General features: G+C 67.6%; 15 protein-coding genes and 4 pseudogenes. 6 read left to right on the forward strand and 13 right to left on the reverse strand.

The annotated features are described in order from the left end of the window. Window positions 1-181: 181 nt before the first annotated feature. The 4 genes from ACFY2B_RS43455 to ACFY2B_RS43470 all read right to left on the reverse strand — a co-directional run bounded on the left by ACFY2B_RS43455 (window position 182) and on the right by ACFY2B_RS43470 (window position 4,377). Window positions 182-1,576 carry an MFS transporter gene (locus ACFY2B_RS43455; protein ID WP_390768600.1) on the reverse strand — a complete coding sequence of 465 codons (1,395 nt, stop codon included), beginning with the start codon at window positions 1,574-1,576 and terminating at the stop codon, window positions 182-184. A 201-nt stretch (window positions 1,577-1,777) separates the two neighbouring features. Beyond that, window positions 1,778-2,233 carry an RpiB/LacA/LacB family sugar-phosphate isomerase gene (locus tag ACFY2B_RS43460; protein ID WP_390768601.1) on the reverse strand — a complete coding sequence of 152 codons (456 nt, stop codon included), beginning with the start codon at window positions 2,231-2,233 and terminating at the stop codon, window positions 1,778-1,780. Window positions 2,234-2,566: 333 nt separating this feature from the next. Further along, on the reverse strand, window positions 2,567-3,562 hold the full coding sequence (locus ACFY2B_RS43465) for a LacI family DNA-binding transcriptional regulator (protein ID WP_390768602.1): 996 nt from the start codon (window positions 3,560-3,562) through the stop codon (window positions 2,567-2,569). 140 nt (window positions 3,563-3,702) lie between these two features. Beyond that, window positions 3,703-4,377, reverse strand: coding sequence for a transposase (locus ACFY2B_RS43470; protein ID WP_390768623.1), 675 nt, complete (start codon window positions 4,375-4,377; stop codon window positions 3,703-3,705). On the opposite strand from ACFY2B_RS43470, the pseudogene ACFY2B_RS43475 reads away from it, so the two are divergent. Both ACFY2B_RS43475 and ACFY2B_RS43480 read left to right on the forward strand, forming a co-directional pair. Further along, window positions 4,377-4,562, forward strand: a pseudogene (locus tag ACFY2B_RS43475) (MarR family transcriptional regulator); the annotation flags it as partial. The gene ACFY2B_RS43470 and the pseudogene ACFY2B_RS43475 overlap by 1 nt on opposite strands. After that, window positions 4,559-5,486 (forward strand): annotated as a pseudogene (locus ACFY2B_RS43480) (NADP-dependent oxidoreductase). The pseudogenes ACFY2B_RS43475 and ACFY2B_RS43480, both read left to right, overlap by 4 nt. Window positions 5,487-5,779: 293 nt before the next feature. On the opposite strand, the gene ACFY2B_RS43485 reads toward ACFY2B_RS43480, so the two are convergent. Further along, entirely contained in the window at window positions 5,780-6,646 is an 867-nt protein-coding gene (locus tag ACFY2B_RS43485; protein WP_390768603.1) for an alpha/beta fold hydrolase, read from the reverse strand. 31 nt (window positions 6,647-6,677) lie between these two features. Beyond that, window positions 6,678-7,067: a hypothetical protein gene (locus tag ACFY2B_RS43490; protein WP_390768604.1), complete on the reverse strand. Its 390-nt coding sequence runs from the start codon at window positions 7,065-7,067 to the stop codon at window positions 6,678-6,680. A gap of 170 nt (window positions 7,068-7,237) precedes the next feature. On the opposite strand from ACFY2B_RS43490, the gene ACFY2B_RS43495 reads away from it, so the two are divergent. Continuing rightward, entirely contained in the window at window positions 7,238-8,176 is a 939-nt protein-coding gene (locus tag ACFY2B_RS43495; protein WP_390768605.1) for a LysR substrate-binding domain-containing protein, read from the forward strand. 524 nt (window positions 8,177-8,700) lie between these two features. Here the strand turns inward: ACFY2B_RS43495 and ACFY2B_RS43500 are convergent. From ACFY2B_RS43500 to ACFY2B_RS43510, 3 genes are all read right to left on the reverse strand, one after another. Next, window positions 8,701-10,128, reverse strand: a complete 1,428-nt coding sequence (locus ACFY2B_RS43500; protein WP_390768606.1) for an IS1380 family transposase — start codon at window positions 10,126-10,128, stop codon at window positions 8,701-8,703. Between the two features lie 78 nt (window positions 10,129-10,206). Then, the gene (locus ACFY2B_RS43505; protein ID WP_390768607.1) at window positions 10,207-11,331 is read right to left on the reverse strand and encodes a WD40 repeat domain-containing protein; all 1,125 of its coding nucleotides are present in this window, start codon (window positions 11,329-11,331) and stop codon (window positions 10,207-10,209) included. Between the two features lie 41 nt (window positions 11,332-11,372). Continuing rightward, window positions 11,373-11,696, reverse strand: a complete 324-nt coding sequence (locus ACFY2B_RS43510) for a CU044_2847 family protein (RefSeq protein WP_390768608.1) — start codon at window positions 11,694-11,696, stop codon at window positions 11,373-11,375. Between the two features lie 157 nt (window positions 11,697-11,853). Between ACFY2B_RS43510 and ACFY2B_RS43515 the strand changes: the two are divergent. Continuing rightward, window positions 11,854-12,588 (forward strand): annotated as a pseudogene (locus ACFY2B_RS43515) (transposase); the annotation flags it as partial. A gap of 233 nt (window positions 12,589-12,821) precedes the next feature. Here ACFY2B_RS43515 and ACFY2B_RS43520 read toward each other — a convergent pair. From ACFY2B_RS43520 to ACFY2B_RS43530, 3 genes and pseudogenes are all read right to left on the reverse strand, one after another. Next, window positions 12,822-14,199, reverse strand: a pseudogene (locus ACFY2B_RS43520) (IS1380 family transposase). Between the two features lie 79 nt (window positions 14,200-14,278). Beyond that, a complete protein-coding gene (locus ACFY2B_RS43525) occupies window positions 14,279-15,700 on the reverse strand; it encodes an IS4 family transposase (RefSeq protein WP_390768609.1) in 1,422 nt (473 codons plus the stop codon). 488 nt (window positions 15,701-16,188) lie between these two features. After that, complete coding sequence (locus ACFY2B_RS43530) at window positions 16,189-16,632, reverse strand: MarR family winged helix-turn-helix transcriptional regulator (RefSeq protein ID WP_390768610.1); 444 nt, start codon at window positions 16,630-16,632, stop codon at window positions 16,189-16,191. Between the two features lie 91 nt (window positions 16,633-16,723). Here ACFY2B_RS43530 and ACFY2B_RS43535 point away from each other — a divergent pair, with 91 nt between their 5' ends. Continuing rightward, window positions 16,724-17,071 (forward strand): DoxX family protein, encoded by a 348-nt coding sequence (locus tag ACFY2B_RS43535; RefSeq protein ID WP_390768611.1) that lies wholly within the window; start codon window positions 16,724-16,726, stop codon window positions 17,069-17,071. On the opposite strand, the gene ACFY2B_RS43540 is transcribed toward ACFY2B_RS43535, so the two are convergent. Next, a complete protein-coding gene (locus ACFY2B_RS43540; protein WP_390768624.1) occupies window positions 16,954-17,547 on the reverse strand; it encodes a group II intron maturase-specific domain-containing protein in 594 nt (197 codons plus the stop codon). The genes ACFY2B_RS43535 and ACFY2B_RS43540 overlap by 118 nt on opposite strands. Window positions 17,548-17,556: 9 nt before the next feature. Here ACFY2B_RS43540 and ACFY2B_RS43545 point away from each other — a divergent pair, with 9 nt between their 5' ends. Then, window positions 17,557-17,784 carry a hypothetical protein gene (locus tag ACFY2B_RS43545; protein ID WP_390768627.1) on the forward strand — a complete coding sequence of 76 codons (228 nt, stop codon included), beginning with the start codon at window positions 17,557-17,559 and terminating at the stop codon, window positions 17,782-17,784. The last annotated feature ends 912 nt before the right edge of the window (window positions 17,785-18,696 follow it).

Raw genomic sequence — 18,696 nt, forward strand, 5'->3', positions numbered from 1 at the left:
ACAGACCAGTTCGGAGTCGGTCAGCACTGGCGGCCTGCCCATCCACCGCGGTCCTCCCAGCTCGTCGTCGATCTTCACGTACAGTGCGGTCAAGAGGGTGTTCAGGTCTTGCGTCACAACATGATCTTGAACACCCTCTGCTCATGCCCGATCAGCAGCCCATGACATAGGACTTACTCGTCTAGGGGCAGCGAGATCCGGATGAGGTAGGCGGGACGGCCCTCCCTTCTGGCTCTGGCATGGACTGGGCGTGGCTTTCCTCGGCGGCCACGAGGCGGAGCACCCGCTCCCGCTCGTGGCGGCCCCAGGTCTCCTTCGTGGCGAGGATGCCGGTGAGGCCGACCAGGGCCGCCCCGAGGTAAAGCAGAGCGGCCCCCGGCCAGCCGAATGCTCCCACCAGCGCGGCAGCGAGCAGCGGCGCGAAGCCGCCGATGGCCGCGGCGATCTGGTAGCCGAGCGAGGCTCCGGAGGTACGTGTCGCGGTGCGGAACTGCTCGGTGAGCAGAGAGCCCTGGGTTCCCGTGAGGGAGGCGTGGATGAGGCCGATACCGATGATGAATACCGTGAAGACCAGGACTGGTTGGGCGGAGTTGATGAGCAGATACATCGGGAAGGCGAAGAGGATGGCCACCGTGCAGGCCGTGATGTAGATGGGGCGGCGTCCGATGCGGTCAGTGAGGGCGCCGGCCAGGAAGGTGACCGCGATGGCGAGTATGGAGGCGGCGGTGATCGCATTGAGGGCGACGGGCCTGAGGTCAGGATGGCGCTCAGTGATGTAGTTGAGCAGGTAGGTCGCGGTGGAGTAGTAGGCGAAGGACTCCACGACGCGCAAGGCGATGACGCGCAGGATGCCGCGCCAGTCGCCGGCCAGGGTCGCGAGGAGCGGGTTCTTCTCGGTCTTGCCGCTGGCCTGGGCTTCCTGGAACTCGGGGGATTCGGAGAGACGGGAGCGGACGATCAGCGCAACGATCACAAGCACGGCGCTGAGCAAGAAGGGTGTCCGCCACTGCCAGTTGCCGTCGAGAGTGTCGCTCCATGCGAAGACGCCGCTGGCCAGGGCGATTCCCAGCGGGTTGCCAGACTGGGGGATCGCGGCGAACATGCCGCGGCGGTGCCATGGCGCGTGTTCGTAGGCCATGGTGATCGCACCGCCCCATTCGGCACCGAAGGCGAGGCCCTGGACCATCCGGATGATCACGAGCAGGATCGGTGCGAGTACACCGACTTGCTCGTATGTCGGCAGCACGCCGATGAGGAACGTGGCGGTACCCATGACGATCATCGCTGTGACAAGGACGGGCTTGCGTCCGAGCTTGTCGGCGAAGTAGCCGCCGACAGCGCCTCCGAGCGGGCGCATGAGGAAACCGACTGCGAGGGTGGCGAAGGAGAGCAAGGTGCCGACGAACCGGTCGCTTTCGGGGAAGAAGACCGCTCCGAAGTAGAGCGCTGAGGCGGTGCCATACGCGATGAAGTCGTAGTTCTCGACGCTGGTGCCCAGGGCCGCGGCAACTGCTGTCTTGACGCGGTCCTTGGAGCCGAGAACGCTTCGCCGTCCGGCGGTGGCGCTGGTGGACATGAGGAGTCTCCTTGGTGGTTCACCGGACCGGCGCCGGCGCTACGCAATGAGAAGGAGGGGGCCGCACGAGAGGGCCGAGTCCTTTGTCTGGGTGGTTTCGGGCATGACGAGGAAACGCCCGGCGAAGTCGTGCGTGGGCAGGGCGTTCGGTGTCAGTCAGGGGAACAGTGAGTCCACCCGCTCAACGGGTGGGCGGGAGCGTCAGGAAGCCGGGGTCAGGGAGTCGAGCGCGTTGAGCTTGGCTACCCGGCGGCGGGTCTCTTCGTCGTCGTCGAAGACGGCACCGAGGAATTCACGGATGATGTCGGGCACGAGCGCGTGCGGCACCAGCCAGGCCCCGATGGCGATGGCGTTGGCATCGTCGTGCTCGACGGCCTGGTGCGCGGAGTATGGCTCGTGGGCCAGACCGCAGCGGACGCCTGGCAGCTTGTTGGCGGCCATGACGGCGCCCTGGCCTGTGCCGCAGACGAGCACGGCCCGATCGGCGGAGCCGGAGAGCACTGCCTCGCAGGTCGTGCGGGTGATGTCAGGGAAATCGACAGGGTCGCAGCTATGAGTGCCGCAATCGATCACCTCGTGCCCGAGAGCTTCGATGGCCTCGCGGACGGCGCCTTTAAGCGGATATCCGGCGTGGTCTGCGCCGAGGGCGACCTTCATCGCTTGTTCCTTTCAAGAAGGGCACACTGTCTTCCGCCAGGCTGGGACGGACGTTGCAGTGTTGGATCGGGTGTGACGGTGGTGGACCATCGTGCAGCCGTGAGTCGCACGCTGCGCGTTCTCGTAAGAGCAGTCGACGGCCCTGCCACGGTTGGGGCCGGGTGGCAACGCCGCCGGCGACGCCGGCTCTGGTGTACTCGGCGGTGTGATGGGCGCGCGCACTGAGGGGAGCATTCTCGGCCGAACATGCCGCGACAGCTTCTGCGTGACGGGGCGGAAGACTGAGGAAATGGGCGCCTTCGATGGCGGCGGTGCTGAGTGCTGTCCGGATACTCATCGGATGTCCCGCACAGCTCGGTCGGCGAAAGTGGTTGGGATACGCTGACCGGCTGCGTCGCGGCCTGCGAGAAGGTCGACGAGCCCGCGCACACCGAGCCGGCCGATCGACGAGGCGTCGTTGCGGACCGCGCTGATGGGCGGCGAGGCGAACTCGAACCAGTCGAGGTCGTCGAAGGAGACGATCTCGATGCGGGCTGCCTGCTCTGCACCGAGCCGCTCACGCAGCGCGCGCACCGCGCCTAGGGTCGTCTGACCGTTCGCACCGAACACGGCTGTGAACGACACACCGCGGTCGATGATGCGCCCCATGGCTTCGGCCGCGCCACCGGCCAGGAAGTCACCGGCGTCGAGCAGCCTGTCGTCGGCACTGATGCCGTGGGCCTCGCGCCCGGCAAGGTAGGCGGCGCGGCGCTCGGCACCGGTGGAGATCGTGTCCGGTCCGCCGATGAAGGCGACGTCGCGGTGCCCCCGGCTCTGCAGCCACGTGAGCACCTGCTGAACGCCCTGAGCGTTGTCCGTGCCGTACAGCGGGGCGTCGACGCCCTCGATCGTGCGGTTCAGGAAGACGAGTGGCAGTCCGGATGCAAGCGTGGCCGCGACCTGCGGTGAGATGGTGCCCTGTGGCGAGAACAACAGGCCGTCGATGCGTTGACCGGCGAAAGTCCGAAGGTAGGCGTCGGCCTGCTCGGCGTCCTCATTTGCGTTGGCCAGGAGCACGGTGTAGCCGTGCCGGCGCGCCTCCTGTTCTGCGGCATGAGCCAGCTCGGAGAAGAACGGGTTGCGGATGTCCGAGACGAGTAGCCCCAGCACGTCGGTTCGCGCCCGCCGCAGGGAACGTGCTGGTCCGTTGGCGATGTACCCCAGCTCGGTCGCGGCCGCGAGCACACGGGACCGGGAGTCTGCCGAGGTCTGGCTGCTGCCGCTGAGAACCCGCGATGCGGTGCCCAGTGCGACCCCAGCCCGTGCCGCGACATCTTTGATCGTGGCCACCTGCCCCACTTCCTTGTGGAAACGTTTCCATGAACTGATTGAAACCAAGATTGCATACGGACATGGAAACGGGCAAGGCTTGAGACGAGGATGTGGCCCCGACGCTTAGTGGTCTCGTCCGGAAGTCTTTCGGGGGTTGATCACGCCGCCGGGCTGGCGGAGGATTCTTCCTGGTGATCGGCGGTGTGCCGGTCGAGCCTGGCCAGCAGATCGTCCAGGTCGGAGGTGGTGAACTTCCACTGGAACGGCTGCACTGTGGTGTTGTAGCGGTCTTCGAACGCTCGAAGCCGGTCCCCGACCTCGCCGAGGTTGGTGAAGTCGTTGGGTGAGAGGACCTTGCGCTGTACGACGGAGAAGTAGATCTCCACCTGGTTGAGCCAGGAGGCGTGCACCGGGGTGTGGACCATGACGGCGTTCGGGAAGGCTCCGTTCAGCCGGTCGGCGGCCTTCTGCCCGCGGTGGGAGGAGCCGTTGTCGACGATCCAGAACACTCGCTTGGCGCTGGCGTTGGGTTCCTGGCTCATGACTTGGGTGACCAGGTTCATGAAGGGGTCGATGCCGGTGCGTGGTTCGCAGCGGCCGAACACCTTCGCGCGGTGGACGTCGTAGGCGGCCAGGTAGGCCAGGGCGCCGCCCCGGCCGTAGGTGTGGTTGACGCGCATCGCGCGGGCCTGCCCGGGCGCGAGGGTCGGGTGACAGCGGCAGCGGGCTTGGACGGAGGTTTTCTCGTCGGCGCTGATAACGTACTCGTCCTCGCCGAGCGGCCGGGCTTCCTCCAGGAGTTTCAGGCCGGCCTCGGTGACGTTGGTGTAGATGCCCCACCGACCGGCGCGGGATCTACACCGACGTCACCGAGGCCGGCCTCGACCTGTTCGACGAAGCCCGCCCGACCAACGAGACAACCCTGCGCGGCACTCCAGGAAGCCGCCGAGGACCCCGGCTGGAACCGATGGTGCGCACCGTCGAAACCGCGCGGACGCCGCCGGTGATCGCCGCATGAAAGCGATCACCCTCAACGGATACGGCGGACCCGAGGCACTGCGGCTTGCCGACCTCCCGAAGCCGAAGGTGGCCCCCGGCGAGGTGCTGATCCGGGTGAAGGCCGCCGGGGTCAACCCGGTCGACTGGAAGCTCGCCGAAGGCCGCCTCGACGCGGTCATGGAGACACACTTCCCCCTGGTACCCGGCTGGGACGTGGCCGGTGTGGTCGAGCGGGTCGGCTTTGACGTCGAGGAGTTCGCGCCCGGCGACGAGGTCTTCGGCCACATCCGCAAGGACACCGTCCAGTTCGGCGCCTACGCCGAACTCGTCTCCGCGCATGTCCGCATGGTGGCCCGCAAGCCCGCCGCGCTCTCCTGGGAGCAGGCCGCGGGTCTACCGCTCGCCGGTCTCACGGCCTATCAGGCCATCGAACGCGTGGGCGTCCGCGCCGGTGAAACCGTCCTGGTGCACGCGGCTGCGGGCGGAGTCGGCTCACTCGGTGTCCAGATCGCTGTGGCACTCGGCGCACGCGTGATCGGCACAGCGACCGCCCACAACCACGACTTCGTACGGAAGCTGGGCGCGGAACCCGTGACCTACGGCCCAGGACTCGACGACCGTGTCGCACGGCTGGCACCCGAAGGCATCGACGCGGCCCTCGACTTCGTCGGCGTGGACGCCGTGGATACGTCACTGCGCCTGCTCGGGACCGGACCGGCTCGCGTCCATCGCTGCCCCCGAAGCGGCAGCGCGGGGCAGCCACTACGTATGGGTCCGTCCGGACTCGGCAGATCTCGCGGCGCTCGCCGACCTGGCCCAGGCGGGGAAGCTGGCCGTGCACGTCGAACGGGTGCTCCCGCTCGCCGAAGCGGCGGAAGCCTGGCGCTTGAACGCCCAAGGACACACGCGCGGCAAGCTCGTGCTGTCCGTGACGAACGACTGAGGTGTCCCGGTCGTCGTGCGTGTGCGGCCCCGGCGACGGGGCCGCACACACACGACACGCGAATGGGTCCGGGGACCGGGTGGGCCCGGCGCCGGGAATTCTGTCGGTGCCCAGTGGGCGGCTTCATCGGGGGTGACGTCGGCCGCGGTGACGTGCAGTCGTCGCCGAGGAAGCCGTCACGGGCTTCCCTCACGCACCGCGTCGAAGTCCGAGCACGAGCGTCACCGCGTGGGGTGCGCCACGGTGGTGACGCCCGTGCCTTGTCGAGGCTGCGGAGCGCTGCCCGCGCCCGGTCAGGCGGTGGGCGTGGCGCGCTCCTCGATCAGGTGCAGGGCACGCTTGAGATAAGGGGCGAAGCGCGGGTAGTTCTCGCTCATTGGGAAGTGGCCGATGTCCTTCATCTCTATGAACTCCGCGCCGCGGATCTGCTCCGCGGTGCGTCGTCCGTCCTCGGGCGTGGTGAGGTAGTCGTAGTCGCCGGTCAGCATGATGACCGGGCACCGTTCTCCGTCGATCTCGCCGAGCCGGTTCCGCAGGTCGTGGTCGACGGAGTAGAAGTACAGGTCGCCCTTGAACGCCTCCGAGCCCTGGCTGTAGTAGAACCAGGTGGCCCAGCGGTCCGCGTCGGGCGACTGCGGCGCCATGAGGTCCCACACGCCGCTGGCGCACACCTGGGCCGCGTTGGCGTGAGGGTGCTGCCACCAGTCCAGGTAGAAGCCGGGAGAGTAGTCGGCGGCCTCGACCGGTATGACCGCCTTGAAACGGTCCGGGTGACGCAGCGCGAGCTGCAGGGCCACGTTGCCGCCGAACGACGAGCCCATGAAGATCGGGTCCTCGAGTTCAAGGGCGTCACAGAAGGCGGTGATGAAGGCGACGTAGTGGTCGGCGGTGAGCTGGTACTCGGACTTCCACCACTCCTGGTTCAGGGGCGGATCGGTCTTGCCGTGCCGGGCGAGGTCGTAGGCGATCACACGGTAGTTCTGCGTGATCTCCTCGTCCTCCAGCAGATCGCGCCACTGGTGGTTGTGGGCGCCGGCGGTGTGCTGACACACCAGGGGCTGTCCCTGACCGTTCTCGAGGTAGAAGACCTTGTACTCGACACCTTCCACGTCGATAGTGACGTAGCGGCCGGTCACCGGAGAAATGCGGGGAGAAGTCATCGGATTCCTTTCAATGCGAATTGAATCGGAGTCAGCCCAGCGGGCCGGTGACGCGCAGGAGTTCCAGTTGCCGGGTGAGGCAGCGCAGGTTCTGCATGAGGACCAGTAGGTCTCCTTCCAGGCGCATGCCACTGCGGAAGGTCGCCGCCCAGATGCCGTGGTGCATGGGGGGCGGAGTGGGCCGGCAGAAGCCCCGCCAGGTCTCGGCGTCGGCGCGGATCGCGAAGTCGTAGCCCGTCAGAGGCTCGGGGTCGACGATCAATTCCTCGACCTGCCCCCGGTGCATACGCACCAGAAAGGAATGGTCCTCCATGTCGAGCAGGTAGGTGCACGAAAAAAATGCACCGTGCGCCTGCAGTTCCTCGTCACCGTCACTGAGCCGACGGAAGTAATCCACCGGCTGCTCCGTTGCAGTGGTCATATCGCTCTCCTCGTAAATACGAAGTTTTCGTGGCGAAGTTTCCGCAACATTAATACTGCGAATTGGTGGAAGCCCAATACTTGTTCGGCTGCGATCGATAACCAGGAGCTATCGATCGAAAGATGGTGCTGGGCAAGGGCGAGACCCGGAAACGGAGGTAGCATCCCCCCATGGAGCTGGATATGCGCGTGCTCAGGTACTTCGTCGCCGTGGCCGAGGACCTGCATTTCGGTCATGCCGCCAGCCGGCTTCACGTCTCTCAGCCTGCGCTCAGCGTCCAGATCCGCAAGCTGGAGCGCATGTTGGGTGTGGACCTGTTCAAGCGCACCAGCCGCCGCGTCGAGCTGACCGAGGCGGGCCTGGCGATCCTCGAAGAGGCACGCGCGACGCTGGCCGCGGCCGACCGGACCCTGGCGGTGGCACGCAGCGCCGCCCGCGGCAAGCGTCGTCTCACCGTGGGTTTCGTGGCCAATGCCGCCGCCGAGCTCACTCCGGTCATTCTGCAGGAGTTCGGGCGTCTCCACTCGGGCGTCGATATCCATATGCGGCAGTACGCGTTCACCGACCCGCTCGCGGGCCTGGGCAACGGGGAAGTGGACGTGGCGTTCGTCCGGCCTCCCGTCCAATCGGGCCCGACCATCGAAAGCGCCACGATTCTGAGCGAGGAGCGGGTGTTGATTCTCTCCGAGAGCCATGCGCTCGCCCAGCAGCCGTGGGTCACCGTGGACATGCTGCTGAACGAGCCGTTCGTGGCCCGCCGGGCCCCGCGCGACTGGCGGGACTTCTGGCTGGGCGTCGACCACCGCGGGGGCCACGAGGCCCGGATCGGCGCAGAGGTGTCCACCGTCGACGAGTGCTTGGAGGCAATCCTCACCGACCGGGGCATCGCCTTCACCCAGGCGTCGTCGCAGCGGTTCTACGCCCGCCCCGGCCTCGCGTTCGTTCCCGTGGCAGGACTGTCCGGCAGCACCGTGGCCGTTGCCTGGCGCCGGGACTCGGCCGGTCCGCTCGTGGACGCCTTCGTCTCGACCGCCCGTGTCGTGGGTGGCAGCGGCTGCACGATTCCGGCCCCGGACCGTCCGGCCCCTGCCTGGCCTGCGGGCGCGTGAGCGGTCCCTGAGGTCGACGCCTGGCCCCCGGCCCGGTCGATCAAGGCCGAAACGGCCCGTGGCCGATTTTTTTGCCTCGTACGTCTGCTGCCCTGAATGGAAAGGTGAATTTTACCAACGGTTGGAGTTACCGAGGGGGATTTCCGTGATCAAGACAAAAAGCTGTTCACCGGGGGTTTCGTATTATCCCTGGCGGCTTCCGCGCTGATTGTCGGAACGGTGGTGGTGGCATCCCCGGCTCAGGCGACGCCGGCCGACTGCCAGCGGTACCTTGCGGATCGGGGCTATGCACTGACCGACGCGAGGATCAACGGGTGTGCGTACGGTGCGAAAACGCAATGGCTGTGCTGGCCTCGATTCGTCAGTGGGTTTCGGCCGTTGATTGGTGCAGCTGTTCGCCCGTAATATCCTCTGCCGTTGGAGGACGGGCCGTCGCGTGACGCTGCGGGGTGCGCCGGGTTCCACGGGCCCGGGGACTGCGCGTTCTCCTCCTTGCTGGTCCTCGTCAGGGCGTGAGCCGGCCGTCAGGTGGGGGCCGGAAGCTGAGCGAGTCTGTTCCAACTGGTGGTGAACGCCGCCCCACAGGGCCAGGTCCGCTCGATGCGCAGGATGCGACGGCGAGCGTGGCGCGCCAGGCGGGCCGGAAGATGATAGAGGCGTAGGCGCATCGTGTTCGGCTCGGCGTCTTCGAGGCCGTCCTGGTCGTGCAGGGTGAGCAGCCGCAGCCAGGCGTCGAGATCGGCGGCGAGGTTCGCGGCCAGCATCCAGCCCGTGTTGATCTGCCACGACTGTGAGGGCAGGTTCGCCAGCCCCATGGCCTTGTTGGTGCGGACGCGGTCTTCGACCTCGGCGTGGTCGCGGTGCAGGGCGTCGAGGAACTGGATCTGGTGGGAGCCGGCGATGCCCCACATGTGCCGAATGTTCGTCGCCGTGATCGAGTAGCGCCAGCCGGTCTTCTGCTCGAAGGCGGTCAGTTTCTTCACGTGCCGCCGGGACGGGCGCACGCGGCGGACGATCAGCCGCATGCCTGCCGGCCAGCTGCCGCGGGTGTTCAGCCCGGTCAACTCCGCAACCTGGTAGCCCGCTTGGAGATCGCCGTCCTGCTTCAGCGAGGTCTCCCAGGCGCTTTCGGGGAGCTTCGCGATCGCCGTCTCGTCCTCGGGCGTGATCTTCCAGCCGACTGTGTAACGGACTGTGCGGCGCTTCGTGTTCAGCGCCTCCAGGTGTTGAAGCAGGCCGTGGGTAGCGCCCGCGCCGTCGACGCGGACAAGGATCTTGGACTGGGAAGAGTGCGGTATCTGATCCAGCGCGGCGGCAAGGACGCGGACGTGGTCGTCCACGGTGTTCGCCCCCGCGTTGCCCGCCCGCAGTTCCATCGCGAGGTTCTCGCCGGTGTTCGCCGGCCAGCCGCCCAGCGGGTGGAAGCCGAACGTGCCCTTGAACGTGGCCGCGGCCCCTTGTTTCCTGGACGCGCTCGTGATGACCGTGGCGTCCAGGTCGACGACGATCCAGCCCGTCAGCCTCCGTCCGGCGACCGTGAGCCACGGGAAGCCGCCGGGCCGCAGGTGGAGCAGCATCCATACGTGCCGACGCACCCGCCGCCGCACCTTCGCGATCTTCCTCAGGGCCTTGTCGTCGAGTTCGGCCAGCAGGCGGCGCATCGTCGAGTCCGAGGCCGCAGGGCCGAACAGGCCCTGGTGGTGAAGCTGAAGCTGCTCGGCCTCCAGCAGGCTCCGCGCCCCGAGCACCATCGCGACGGCGAGCTGGACGAGCGCCCCGGCCCGTTCCCGCCACCCGGCACTCGTGCTGGTGGGAAGCACCCCGGCCAGCCCTCGTGTCAGTCCCGTCCGGTCCGCCAGTTGGCGCAGCAGCACCGCCCCCGCATGCCCGACCAGCCCCTTTCCGTCGGCTGCCACGGACAGCCCACGGTCCCACCCTGTACGCTCGCTCACCAGAAAGGTGTCCTGACTCCTGCACCGGATACGACCTAGACACTCGCATCCTCGCAGGTCAGCGGCACCTTTCTGCTGTCAGTGCGTCAGCTCACCCAATTCCGCTGAATAACCGGGGTTAATGGTAATGGGTGAGCCGAGAGGAGTGCGGTAGGTGAGGTCCCATACCCGAACGGTCCCGTCGGTGCCGCCGGTCACGGCGATGGGCCTGCCGTCGAGGCTAGTGCACGCTACTGACTGCGCCCTGTGGCGACGTGCGGTTATTGGCGGGCCCAGGGGGCTGCGGGAGGCGAGATCCCATACCCGAATCCTGTCGCGTTCGCCGGTCACAGCGACGGGTTTGCCGCCGAGGATGGTGCATGCCACGGCGGAGACCGACGACGCCATTACCGGGCCGAGTGGGGTGCAGGAGGCGAGGTCCCACACCCGCAAGTCGCCGCCGGTCACGGCGACGGGGTTTCCGTCGACGACGGTGCATGCCACCGGAGGCGTCGAGATGGCGCCGACGTCCATGGGCGAGCCGAGTGGGGTGCAGGAGGCCAGATCCCACACCCGCACCGTCAGGTCGTGGCTAGTGGTGACGGCGATGGGTGTTCCGTCGAGGCTGCTGCACGACACCGCGGACACGTAGCTGGTGTGTCCGGTCAGGGTGTCGCGTAGTGCCGGGTCTAAGTCGGCTCCAGTGGCCCACCGGGGAGCCCATTGGCCCTCTCGAATGCCGTCGATCAGTTGTGTCTGCAGAGAGACGGCGCCTGCGCGTGCGGCATCGAGGGCGAGGATCTGACGGCGTACGGCTGGTGTGGCGGCCGCATGGAGGTTGACTGAAGTGCGGTAGATCGCTGCGGTCAATTGGGCGGGGTTGGTCTGGGTGTGCTGGAGATGCCGAGTGAGGTGGCGTGGTGTGGCGTGGACAAGGTACTCAGCATCGGAGAGCAGGGCGTCGAGCTGCCCTGCGGCAGCTGCGTGGCCGGCCAGATGGTCACATGTGTACGCTTCGGCCGCAGACCAGTCCCTCTCCCCATCGGGTCTACTAACGTCCTTCGTGAGTGCGGTAGTGATCGCCGCCTCGGGTGCGTCATGGACACACCATTCACGCAGGTGCTGGTCGAGGGCATCGTGGTATAGCCGATACATGTGCGACCCCGAGCCGTCACTGACCCGCTCGACGAGGTAGTGCGCCGCACTGTCGAAGACTTCCTCCAAGTCGCGGGCCGTGTACCCGGTACCGCGACCGAGTGCGTTCGCTATCTGCAGCCAGGTGTCGCTGCGAGGAAGGCCGTCTCCCCGGGCGAAACCAGCGTCGCGCCGAACTTCCCGTCGACCGCCACTCCGAAGGTCACCTCTACCTCCTCCGGCGGCGGGTCGATCGCGCGCAACTGGGCCAACGCTCCCTCGGCAGCGGACCGTACGCCCGCCAGGGCCCCCTGCCAGGTATCCGCCGCCGCCCTGGCGATCCGGTCACCGGCGCCAGCCCGGACCAGTCCGCTGTCGCCGTTGCCACTTGCCTCGTCAGGGACTTCAACGTAGACCCGTCCATCCTGGCCTGCCGCAAACTCCACTACTGCCACGCCTGTGCACCTCCGTGCCCAAGTGTTCCATCCGCCTGCCGTTCAGAATGAGTTATCGAGATGCAAGGTCAAAGGCGGCAGGCTGAGCATCCGGAAGCTAATCGGCGGTTATTGCGGGTGGGGGGCCTTGACCCGGAATCCTGGACCAGCGGGTTGGATGACGGAGCTGACGGGGCGGTCGCCCATGAAGTCGCCGGGACGGCCCTCGACTCGGAGGGACGTCGAGAGACTGTTCTGGCGAGAGATAGCCAAGGGACTGACCAGTGAGGATGCGGCCGTCGCTGTCGGGGCGGCGCCGGCGGTGGGCACCCGGTGGTTCCGGCACGCCGGCGGGATGCCGCAGATCGATCTTGCCGTCTCGGGCCGCTACCTCTCGTTCGCCGAACGCGAGGAGATCGCCCTGTTGCGCGTGCAGGGCGCCGGAGTATGGAAGATAGCCCAGCAGCTGGGTCGGGCACCCTCGACGATCTCCCGGGAGCTGCGGCGCAACGCGGCCACCCGCGGTGGCGAGCTCCACTACCGGGCCTCGGTCGCGCAGTGGAAGGCCGACCTGGTGGCTCAACGGCCCAAGGAGGCGAAGCTGGCCGGGAGCGAGCGGCTGCGGGAGTACGTCCAGGACCGTCTGCTGGGCGTAGTCCGAGCCCCGGACGGCACGGTGCTTCCCGGGCCGCAGGTTCCTGAATGGAAGGGGCGCAACAAGCCGCACCGCAAGGACCGCCGGTGGGCGAACGCCTGGAGCCCGGAGCAGATATCGGCCCGCCTGGAGATCGACTTCCCTGAGGACGCATCCATGCGTATCAGCCACGAGGCGATCTACCAGTCCCTCTACGTCGAGAACCGCGGTGGCCTCAAACGCGAGCTCGTCGCCTGCCTGCGCACCGGCCGCGCCCTGTCGGCCGTTCCGACCGAGCCATTCCCCATCAGCACCGATATGGAGAGAGTTATTCCGTTTAGCCTCGATCTTTCGTGTGGGTCCGTCAGCTTGCTGACGGACCCTTTCGGCTGGTTCGGGGCGGAGATTTCTGCAGGTGTGCAGGCCGGCGGCCCGGCTGTCGCGTCGGGTGGGCGCCGGGTTCCACGGCTCCGGCCGGTGTGGTGTTGGTCGTAGGGGCGGGATCGTGCTGGTCAGCCGGGGTTGGGAAGGACGTCGAGTCGCGCCAGCGCGTCGGTGATCACGCTGGTCCAGGGCCAGTGCCCGGCGAAGCGGAGGATGCGACGCCGACCGGTGGTGACCAGCTGGGCGGCAGCGGAGAACAGCCGCAGCCGCAGGCGGCGGGGTTCCCACACCCGGGCTTGGCCGGTGAGGGCGAGCATCGGCAGCCAGGCGAGCAGATCGAGGGCGATCTGGATGATCTCCAGCCAGATCTGGTTCTGCGCACTGTCGTGCAGGGGCAGGTTGCGCAGTCCGGTGGCGCGGGCGGCGCGGATGCGGTCCTCGGCGCGGGCCCGCTGGCGGTGCCGCAGCTCCAGAGCTGCGATCGCGGTGTCCTTGGTGTTGGTGGCGAACGCCGTGAGCCGCATGCCGTCGGCATCGGTGAAACGCAACTGGGCACCGGGATGCGGGCGTTCCTTGCGGACGATCAGCCGCATGCCCTTTGGGCCAGCCGTCCAGCACGTCGCCGGCGAGTTCGGCGGCCCAGGCACCGTCACGGATCTCACCGCCGGGTTCGACAGCCGGTGTCCACGCCGGGGAAGGGATCTTCAGCACCGCCTGGTGGATCTGCTCGGTGATGGTCATGCCGGCCGAGTACGACAGCCACCGCCCGCGCGCGGTGAGCCAGTCGAGGAACTTGTGGGTACCGCCGGCGGAGTCGGTGCGGATCAGGGTGCGCCGGCCGCGCCGGAACTTCCCCGGCAGCTGGGCCAGTGCCACACGGGTGATCTCGATGTGGTCGGCGGCGCTGTTGCTGCCCGCCCTGCCCGGCCGCAGCAGCCCCGCGACCGGCTCTCCGGTGCCGCCGCGTCCGTGGTCGACGAAGGCCATGAGCCGGTGGTGGCCGTATGTCTTCTTCCAGGTCCGAGTGGCGTCCTCCTTGTCGGAGTGGGCCAGCACCAGCACGCCGTCGATGTCCACGATCACCTGCCCGTCGGCGTGCGGAGCCTCGGGCCCGGCCAACTGCCAGACCCGGTCACGGACTTCGGACCGTGCGGCGCGGATGGCGGCCAGTGCCCGAGAGCCCGCTGCGGCGAGCGTGTCGACCAGTCGGGAAACAGTCGGGTCGGAGGCTACCGGCCCGAAGACGGCCGGTTCGGCCCGCAGCATCGCGACATCGGCCAGGCAGTCCCCGCCCAGGGCGGTCGCCAGCGCGAGGTCCACCAGGATCTTGCCCGGGTCGTGCACCGCCCGCGGCTTGCACCACGGCGCCAGGGCCGCGGATATCGCCTGATCCAGGCCGGTTTTGCGAACCGTCTCCACCAGCAGCACGGCACCCGCTTGCGAGACCACCGCACGGCCGTTGCCCTGGACTCGGACAGGCGGATACGACCCGCTACGCTTCTTCACCCGGGGAGTGCTTCTCTCCTGGCGACGAACAGGACCTTCGACAAGCCCTATCGTCCCAGCTCAGAGCAATGCCGGTGATTTAGGGCGTTTCTGCAGGTGAGGACGGGTGTCTCGGGTTCCGCGTGACTTTGAGTGAGTAGCTGACGTGGTCGGGAGCGCGGGGCTCATCCCGGCGTTTGGCTTCGAAGGTGTTCCTCGGTGGCTTCTTGAGTCGTTGGCAGCGGCGGTCGCGGCGGGGCGGCAGGAGGTCGTTGAGGAGTTCCTGGACGACTTCGAGTCTGGCCGCGCGCAAGACGTGCGGGCTCGCTGCGGTCTGTCCGGCGGTCTTGAGCCGTGCGAGCTGAACTGTCGTGGTGAAAGAAATCCGGTCGGGATCGACCTCGCCCTGTTCGGCTGCGTGGACTTTGAGCGCGCACAGTGCCTGGTAGACGGTGAGGAGCGCGTAGATCTCCTGGCAGATGAGCTCGGGGGTCTTGGACCGCAGGATGAAGCCGGCGCCACGCAGGCGGTTTTTGAGTTCGGCGAAGCCGTTCTCGATCTCCCAGCGCTGGTGGTAGAGCTGGGCCAACTGCCGTGCGGGCGCGTGCCTGTGGTCGAGCAGGCTGGTCGCGAGACGGAACTTCTCGACCTGCACCGGACCGTGATGGGGCCGGATCGTGACGGTGTAGTCGACGATGCGCACGAGGTGTCCTTGGGGCAGCCCTGTCGGGGTGCGGCCGTGGAAGCGGGCGTTGCCCAGGCGCTGGCCTTCGGCCGGGGTGGGCATGACGGAGACGTACGAGCCGTCGGGCAGGACCCATAGTGGTGGCAGGACGAGGTTCTTCTTGATCCGCCAGGCGAGGTGGCAGCCGGTCGTCTCGACCAGGCCCCATAGTTCATGGCCGGCGAAGTTGCGGTCGGCCAGCAGCAATATGCCGGGCCGCAGGGAGGCGAGCAGGCGGCGGGCGAGTTTGTGCTCACTGAACCTGGCGATCGAGTCGAAGGCCGCGTCGATGACCGCGTGGGTGCCACACTCGATCAGGGCCATCATCCTGACTTGTGGGTTGCCGCTCTTGTTGGTGCCGTCGCGGCCGGTGAATCCGAACGTGGCGGCATTCTCGGGGGTGTCCGGCACGTCCAGCGCGGTACCGTCCCAGGCGACCAGCCGCAGGCCGAAGGCGAACGCTCCTGGGGTCGTGGGTGTGGCCTGGGCGCCGCACCCACGTTCGAAGAGCGCCTGGAACGGTTTTTCTCCCAGGCGCTGGCGGGCTCTGGTGAGGGCCGAACTGGTGGGCAGGCGCTGAACGAGGCCGCACGGCAGGTGCCGCAGTCTGTCGGTCAGGGTTCGCAGGACCGCCCGGTATCCCGGCGGTCCGGCGCTGTCGGAGCCGCTGAACAAGCACAGAGCCAGAACGAAGTAGACCACCGCGCGGGCCGGCAGAAGCCGTCGGCGGCGCTCGAACTTTCCGGTCAACTCCAGGACCTCGTCGACCACTTCGGGGGTGATCTCCTCAGTGAGCACGCCCAGCCGGATCCGGTCCCCGAACTGCGGCTCCCGTCCCCTTCGGGGGCTTCGAGGAGGCACCGGCCGGACCGCCGCGGTGACGGTTGAGGCAGTAGCGATGGCAGACTGAGCGCTCAACGGGGCTCCCTCGCAGACAGTCGGATCTTGGTCGATCTTCTGTCCTACTGGGAGCCCCGTTGCCCTGTCTTGAGATCATCTGGCGCATCATCAGAACGTGGTCGATCGCACTATGCATCCCAGGTGCCAACTCACCCAAACCGACCGTCGCCGAGCGCTCTACCTGCACTGATGCGCTAAATCACCGGCATTGCAGCTCAGAGGCACTCCTCGCGTATTTGATCAACCCTCGGACCGCCCCCTTCGTGAAAGCCCGAGGTTAGTGGGCGCGTGCGGCAAGAACGGGCCCCCACTCCATCCACTGACGGGATCACAGCGACGGAGCGAGGGACGGCGCGTCACGCCGGACGCGAGGACGGAGCGAGTGGCTATTCGCCGCACTCATGGGCGGCCGAGTCCACCACGACGCGGTCCAGCAGAGACCGCAGCTGGGCCTGCTCGGCCTCGGTGAGGTGGCCGAACAGCTCGCGCTCGGCCGCGCCGACTGCCTCGTCGATCCGCCCCAGAGCCTCCCGGCCGGCCGCGGTGACCTCCACGATGTGGCGGCGCCGGTCGGCCGGGTCGCGGCGTCGCCCGCACAGGCCGGAGGACTCCAACTCGTTGAGGATGGCGACGAGTTGACTGGGGTCGAGATCCATGGCGACGGCCAGGTCTCGCTGGCTGACGGCGCCGGGGGCGAGCTGCATCAAAGTCATCGCGTTGCGCGGGTGCAGACCGGCGACGGCCAGGGCGGCACGGATGCGCGCACCGGTGAGCTCCCCGCGAAAGGACAGCAGGAAGCCGAGGCGGTCGTCCGGGTGCGCTGGTGCCATGCGCCTACGGTAGCAGCGGTCCAACTTTGACCGGGCCTAAATCATGGAGTAGCTTCAACGATTCATGAGCAACCATCATTGAAGGATCACCATGTTCATCGGATATGTCATCGTCGCTGCCCTCCTCGCATTCGCCTCCGCCGCGTCCGCCGTCCTCACCATCACGCGAAACCCCCAGGTCATGGGCAGCATGACGAAGGTGGGCGTTCCGGAGTCGTGGCTGCCCCGGCTCGCCACCGCGAAGGCGGCCGGCGCTCTCGGGCTGCTCGCGGGACTGGCCATTCCCCTGCTCGGCCAGGCCGCGGCCGTGGGCCTGGCGCTCTACTTCATCGGCGCGGTGATCTTCCACCTGCGCGTCAAGGACTTCGCGGTGGCACCGGTCATCGTCCTCGTGCTGCTCGCGGCTGCCGCGTTCGTGCTGCGGACTGCTTCGCAGTGAGCAGGGCCGGGGACTGGCGCGGTGGCTTCCGCTCCGTTTCCAGCCCCCGCCGCTTCAAACCGTGCGTGCAGTCCTCCCGCACACGACTTTCCCACACCGTTCACCGACTGGCACGCGCCGTCACCCTGTGCACGTTTCCGATGAGGTGGTAGACCCCGAGCCGGGTAATCAATCCGTAAGTGAACCGGGTGGTCCAGTTCTGGCCTCGGAGTCTGTGTTTCCCGGCTGGCGAAGACGGCCAGCAGCTCATGGACGTAGCCGTCGACGGCATTGAACTTCCGTCCCGAGTGTCCGCTGCGGAAGTACGCCGCCCAGCCCCGGAGCACGGGGTTGAGGCCAGCGACCACGGCGGCCACCGGCCGTTCGGTCTTCGAACGGCCGGTGGCCGCGCGGACCTTGTCCCGCAGGACCCGCATCGCTCTGGCCGAGGGCCAGCGTTGCAGGTAGAACCTGCCTCGCCATTTCCACGATTCCATCTTCCGGTGGTGGAAGCCGAGGAAATCGAGGCAACGGGAGCAGTACGGGATGGTTCCCGTGTTCACGGTGAATCGGTCGATCAGTCCGGCATCCAGCTTTGCCCCGGCAGCGTCGCCACGGTTACGCCGCAGGCTTTCACCGTGGCCTCCCCACCGACACGCCAAGTCGGCTACGGTGTCAGCCCACCCAGCGAGCAGACTGTGCACTGCAACCCGGCCCATATCCACCACATTTGAGCCGGTGCCACGCTTACGGGGCTTTACCGCTGATTCCTCTCGTATGCCCTCTGATCTCGCTCGCCGGACCCGGCCCGTCTGGCAGCTCCAGGCCGTCCCGGCATCGTCAGCGCTGCTTCCCGCCTTCCCCGGCGTCTTCCGGGTCGGACTGCGCTCAGCTCCCACCAGCCTGCTGCGACAGGGGGCGAGGAGATCTTGCACCTCCTTCGATTCATCGCGCCTTACGGCGCACAGGCGCCTCATGGCGCACTGGAACCGGTCGGCGACCTGCAGAGCTTCGGGAGCACCGCGCCGGGCACCTTCGGCGTATTCATTCGCGTGAGGAGGAATTTCACCTGTGCATTTGCGGACTTCGGCGCGGGCCGGGTGAAGACCTTCCGCTCCGATCGTGCGAGGGGCCTGCCCGTGCGACTCACCCACGTGCTGCTCGTACTGGTCGGGAGAGGTGCCGGTGGGCGGGAGCATCGCGTCGTCGAGCACGTCAGAGCCCACGGCCACCTGGTGCCAGGCCCGCTTGAGTGTGTACGCCGATATCTGCATGGGCGTCAGTATGCGACCGGGCACTGACACGGTCGGCTGAGCTGTGATGACTGGGTTGGATGGCAAAGCTCCGCGTCGCCCGGGTTCGATGGCGGCTGACACCTCCCGGCCCGCCTGCCCGGTCCGCTGCCGCTACGGGGCACCGACGAAACTCCCGCACGGCGTCGACGAAGTCGCTGGCAGATGGCACAGCTCGACGACGTGGGTCGCCGCGAGCGACGGGAAATGATCTCCGGCAGCGTGGGAAGCGAGTAGCGCGCGAAGGTGCATCGTCCCTGGTCACCGAGTTTCGTCGGTGCACCGCTACGGCGCTGCAAGGCGCGGGCATGCCTGAATCCATCGCTCCAGCGGGCCGCAGCAGCAAGCCGGGCT

Source organism: Streptomyces sp. NPDC001270 (genome assembly GCF_042896695.1).
GTDB lineage: Bacteria > Actinomycetota > Actinomycetes > Streptomycetales > Streptomycetaceae > Streptomyces.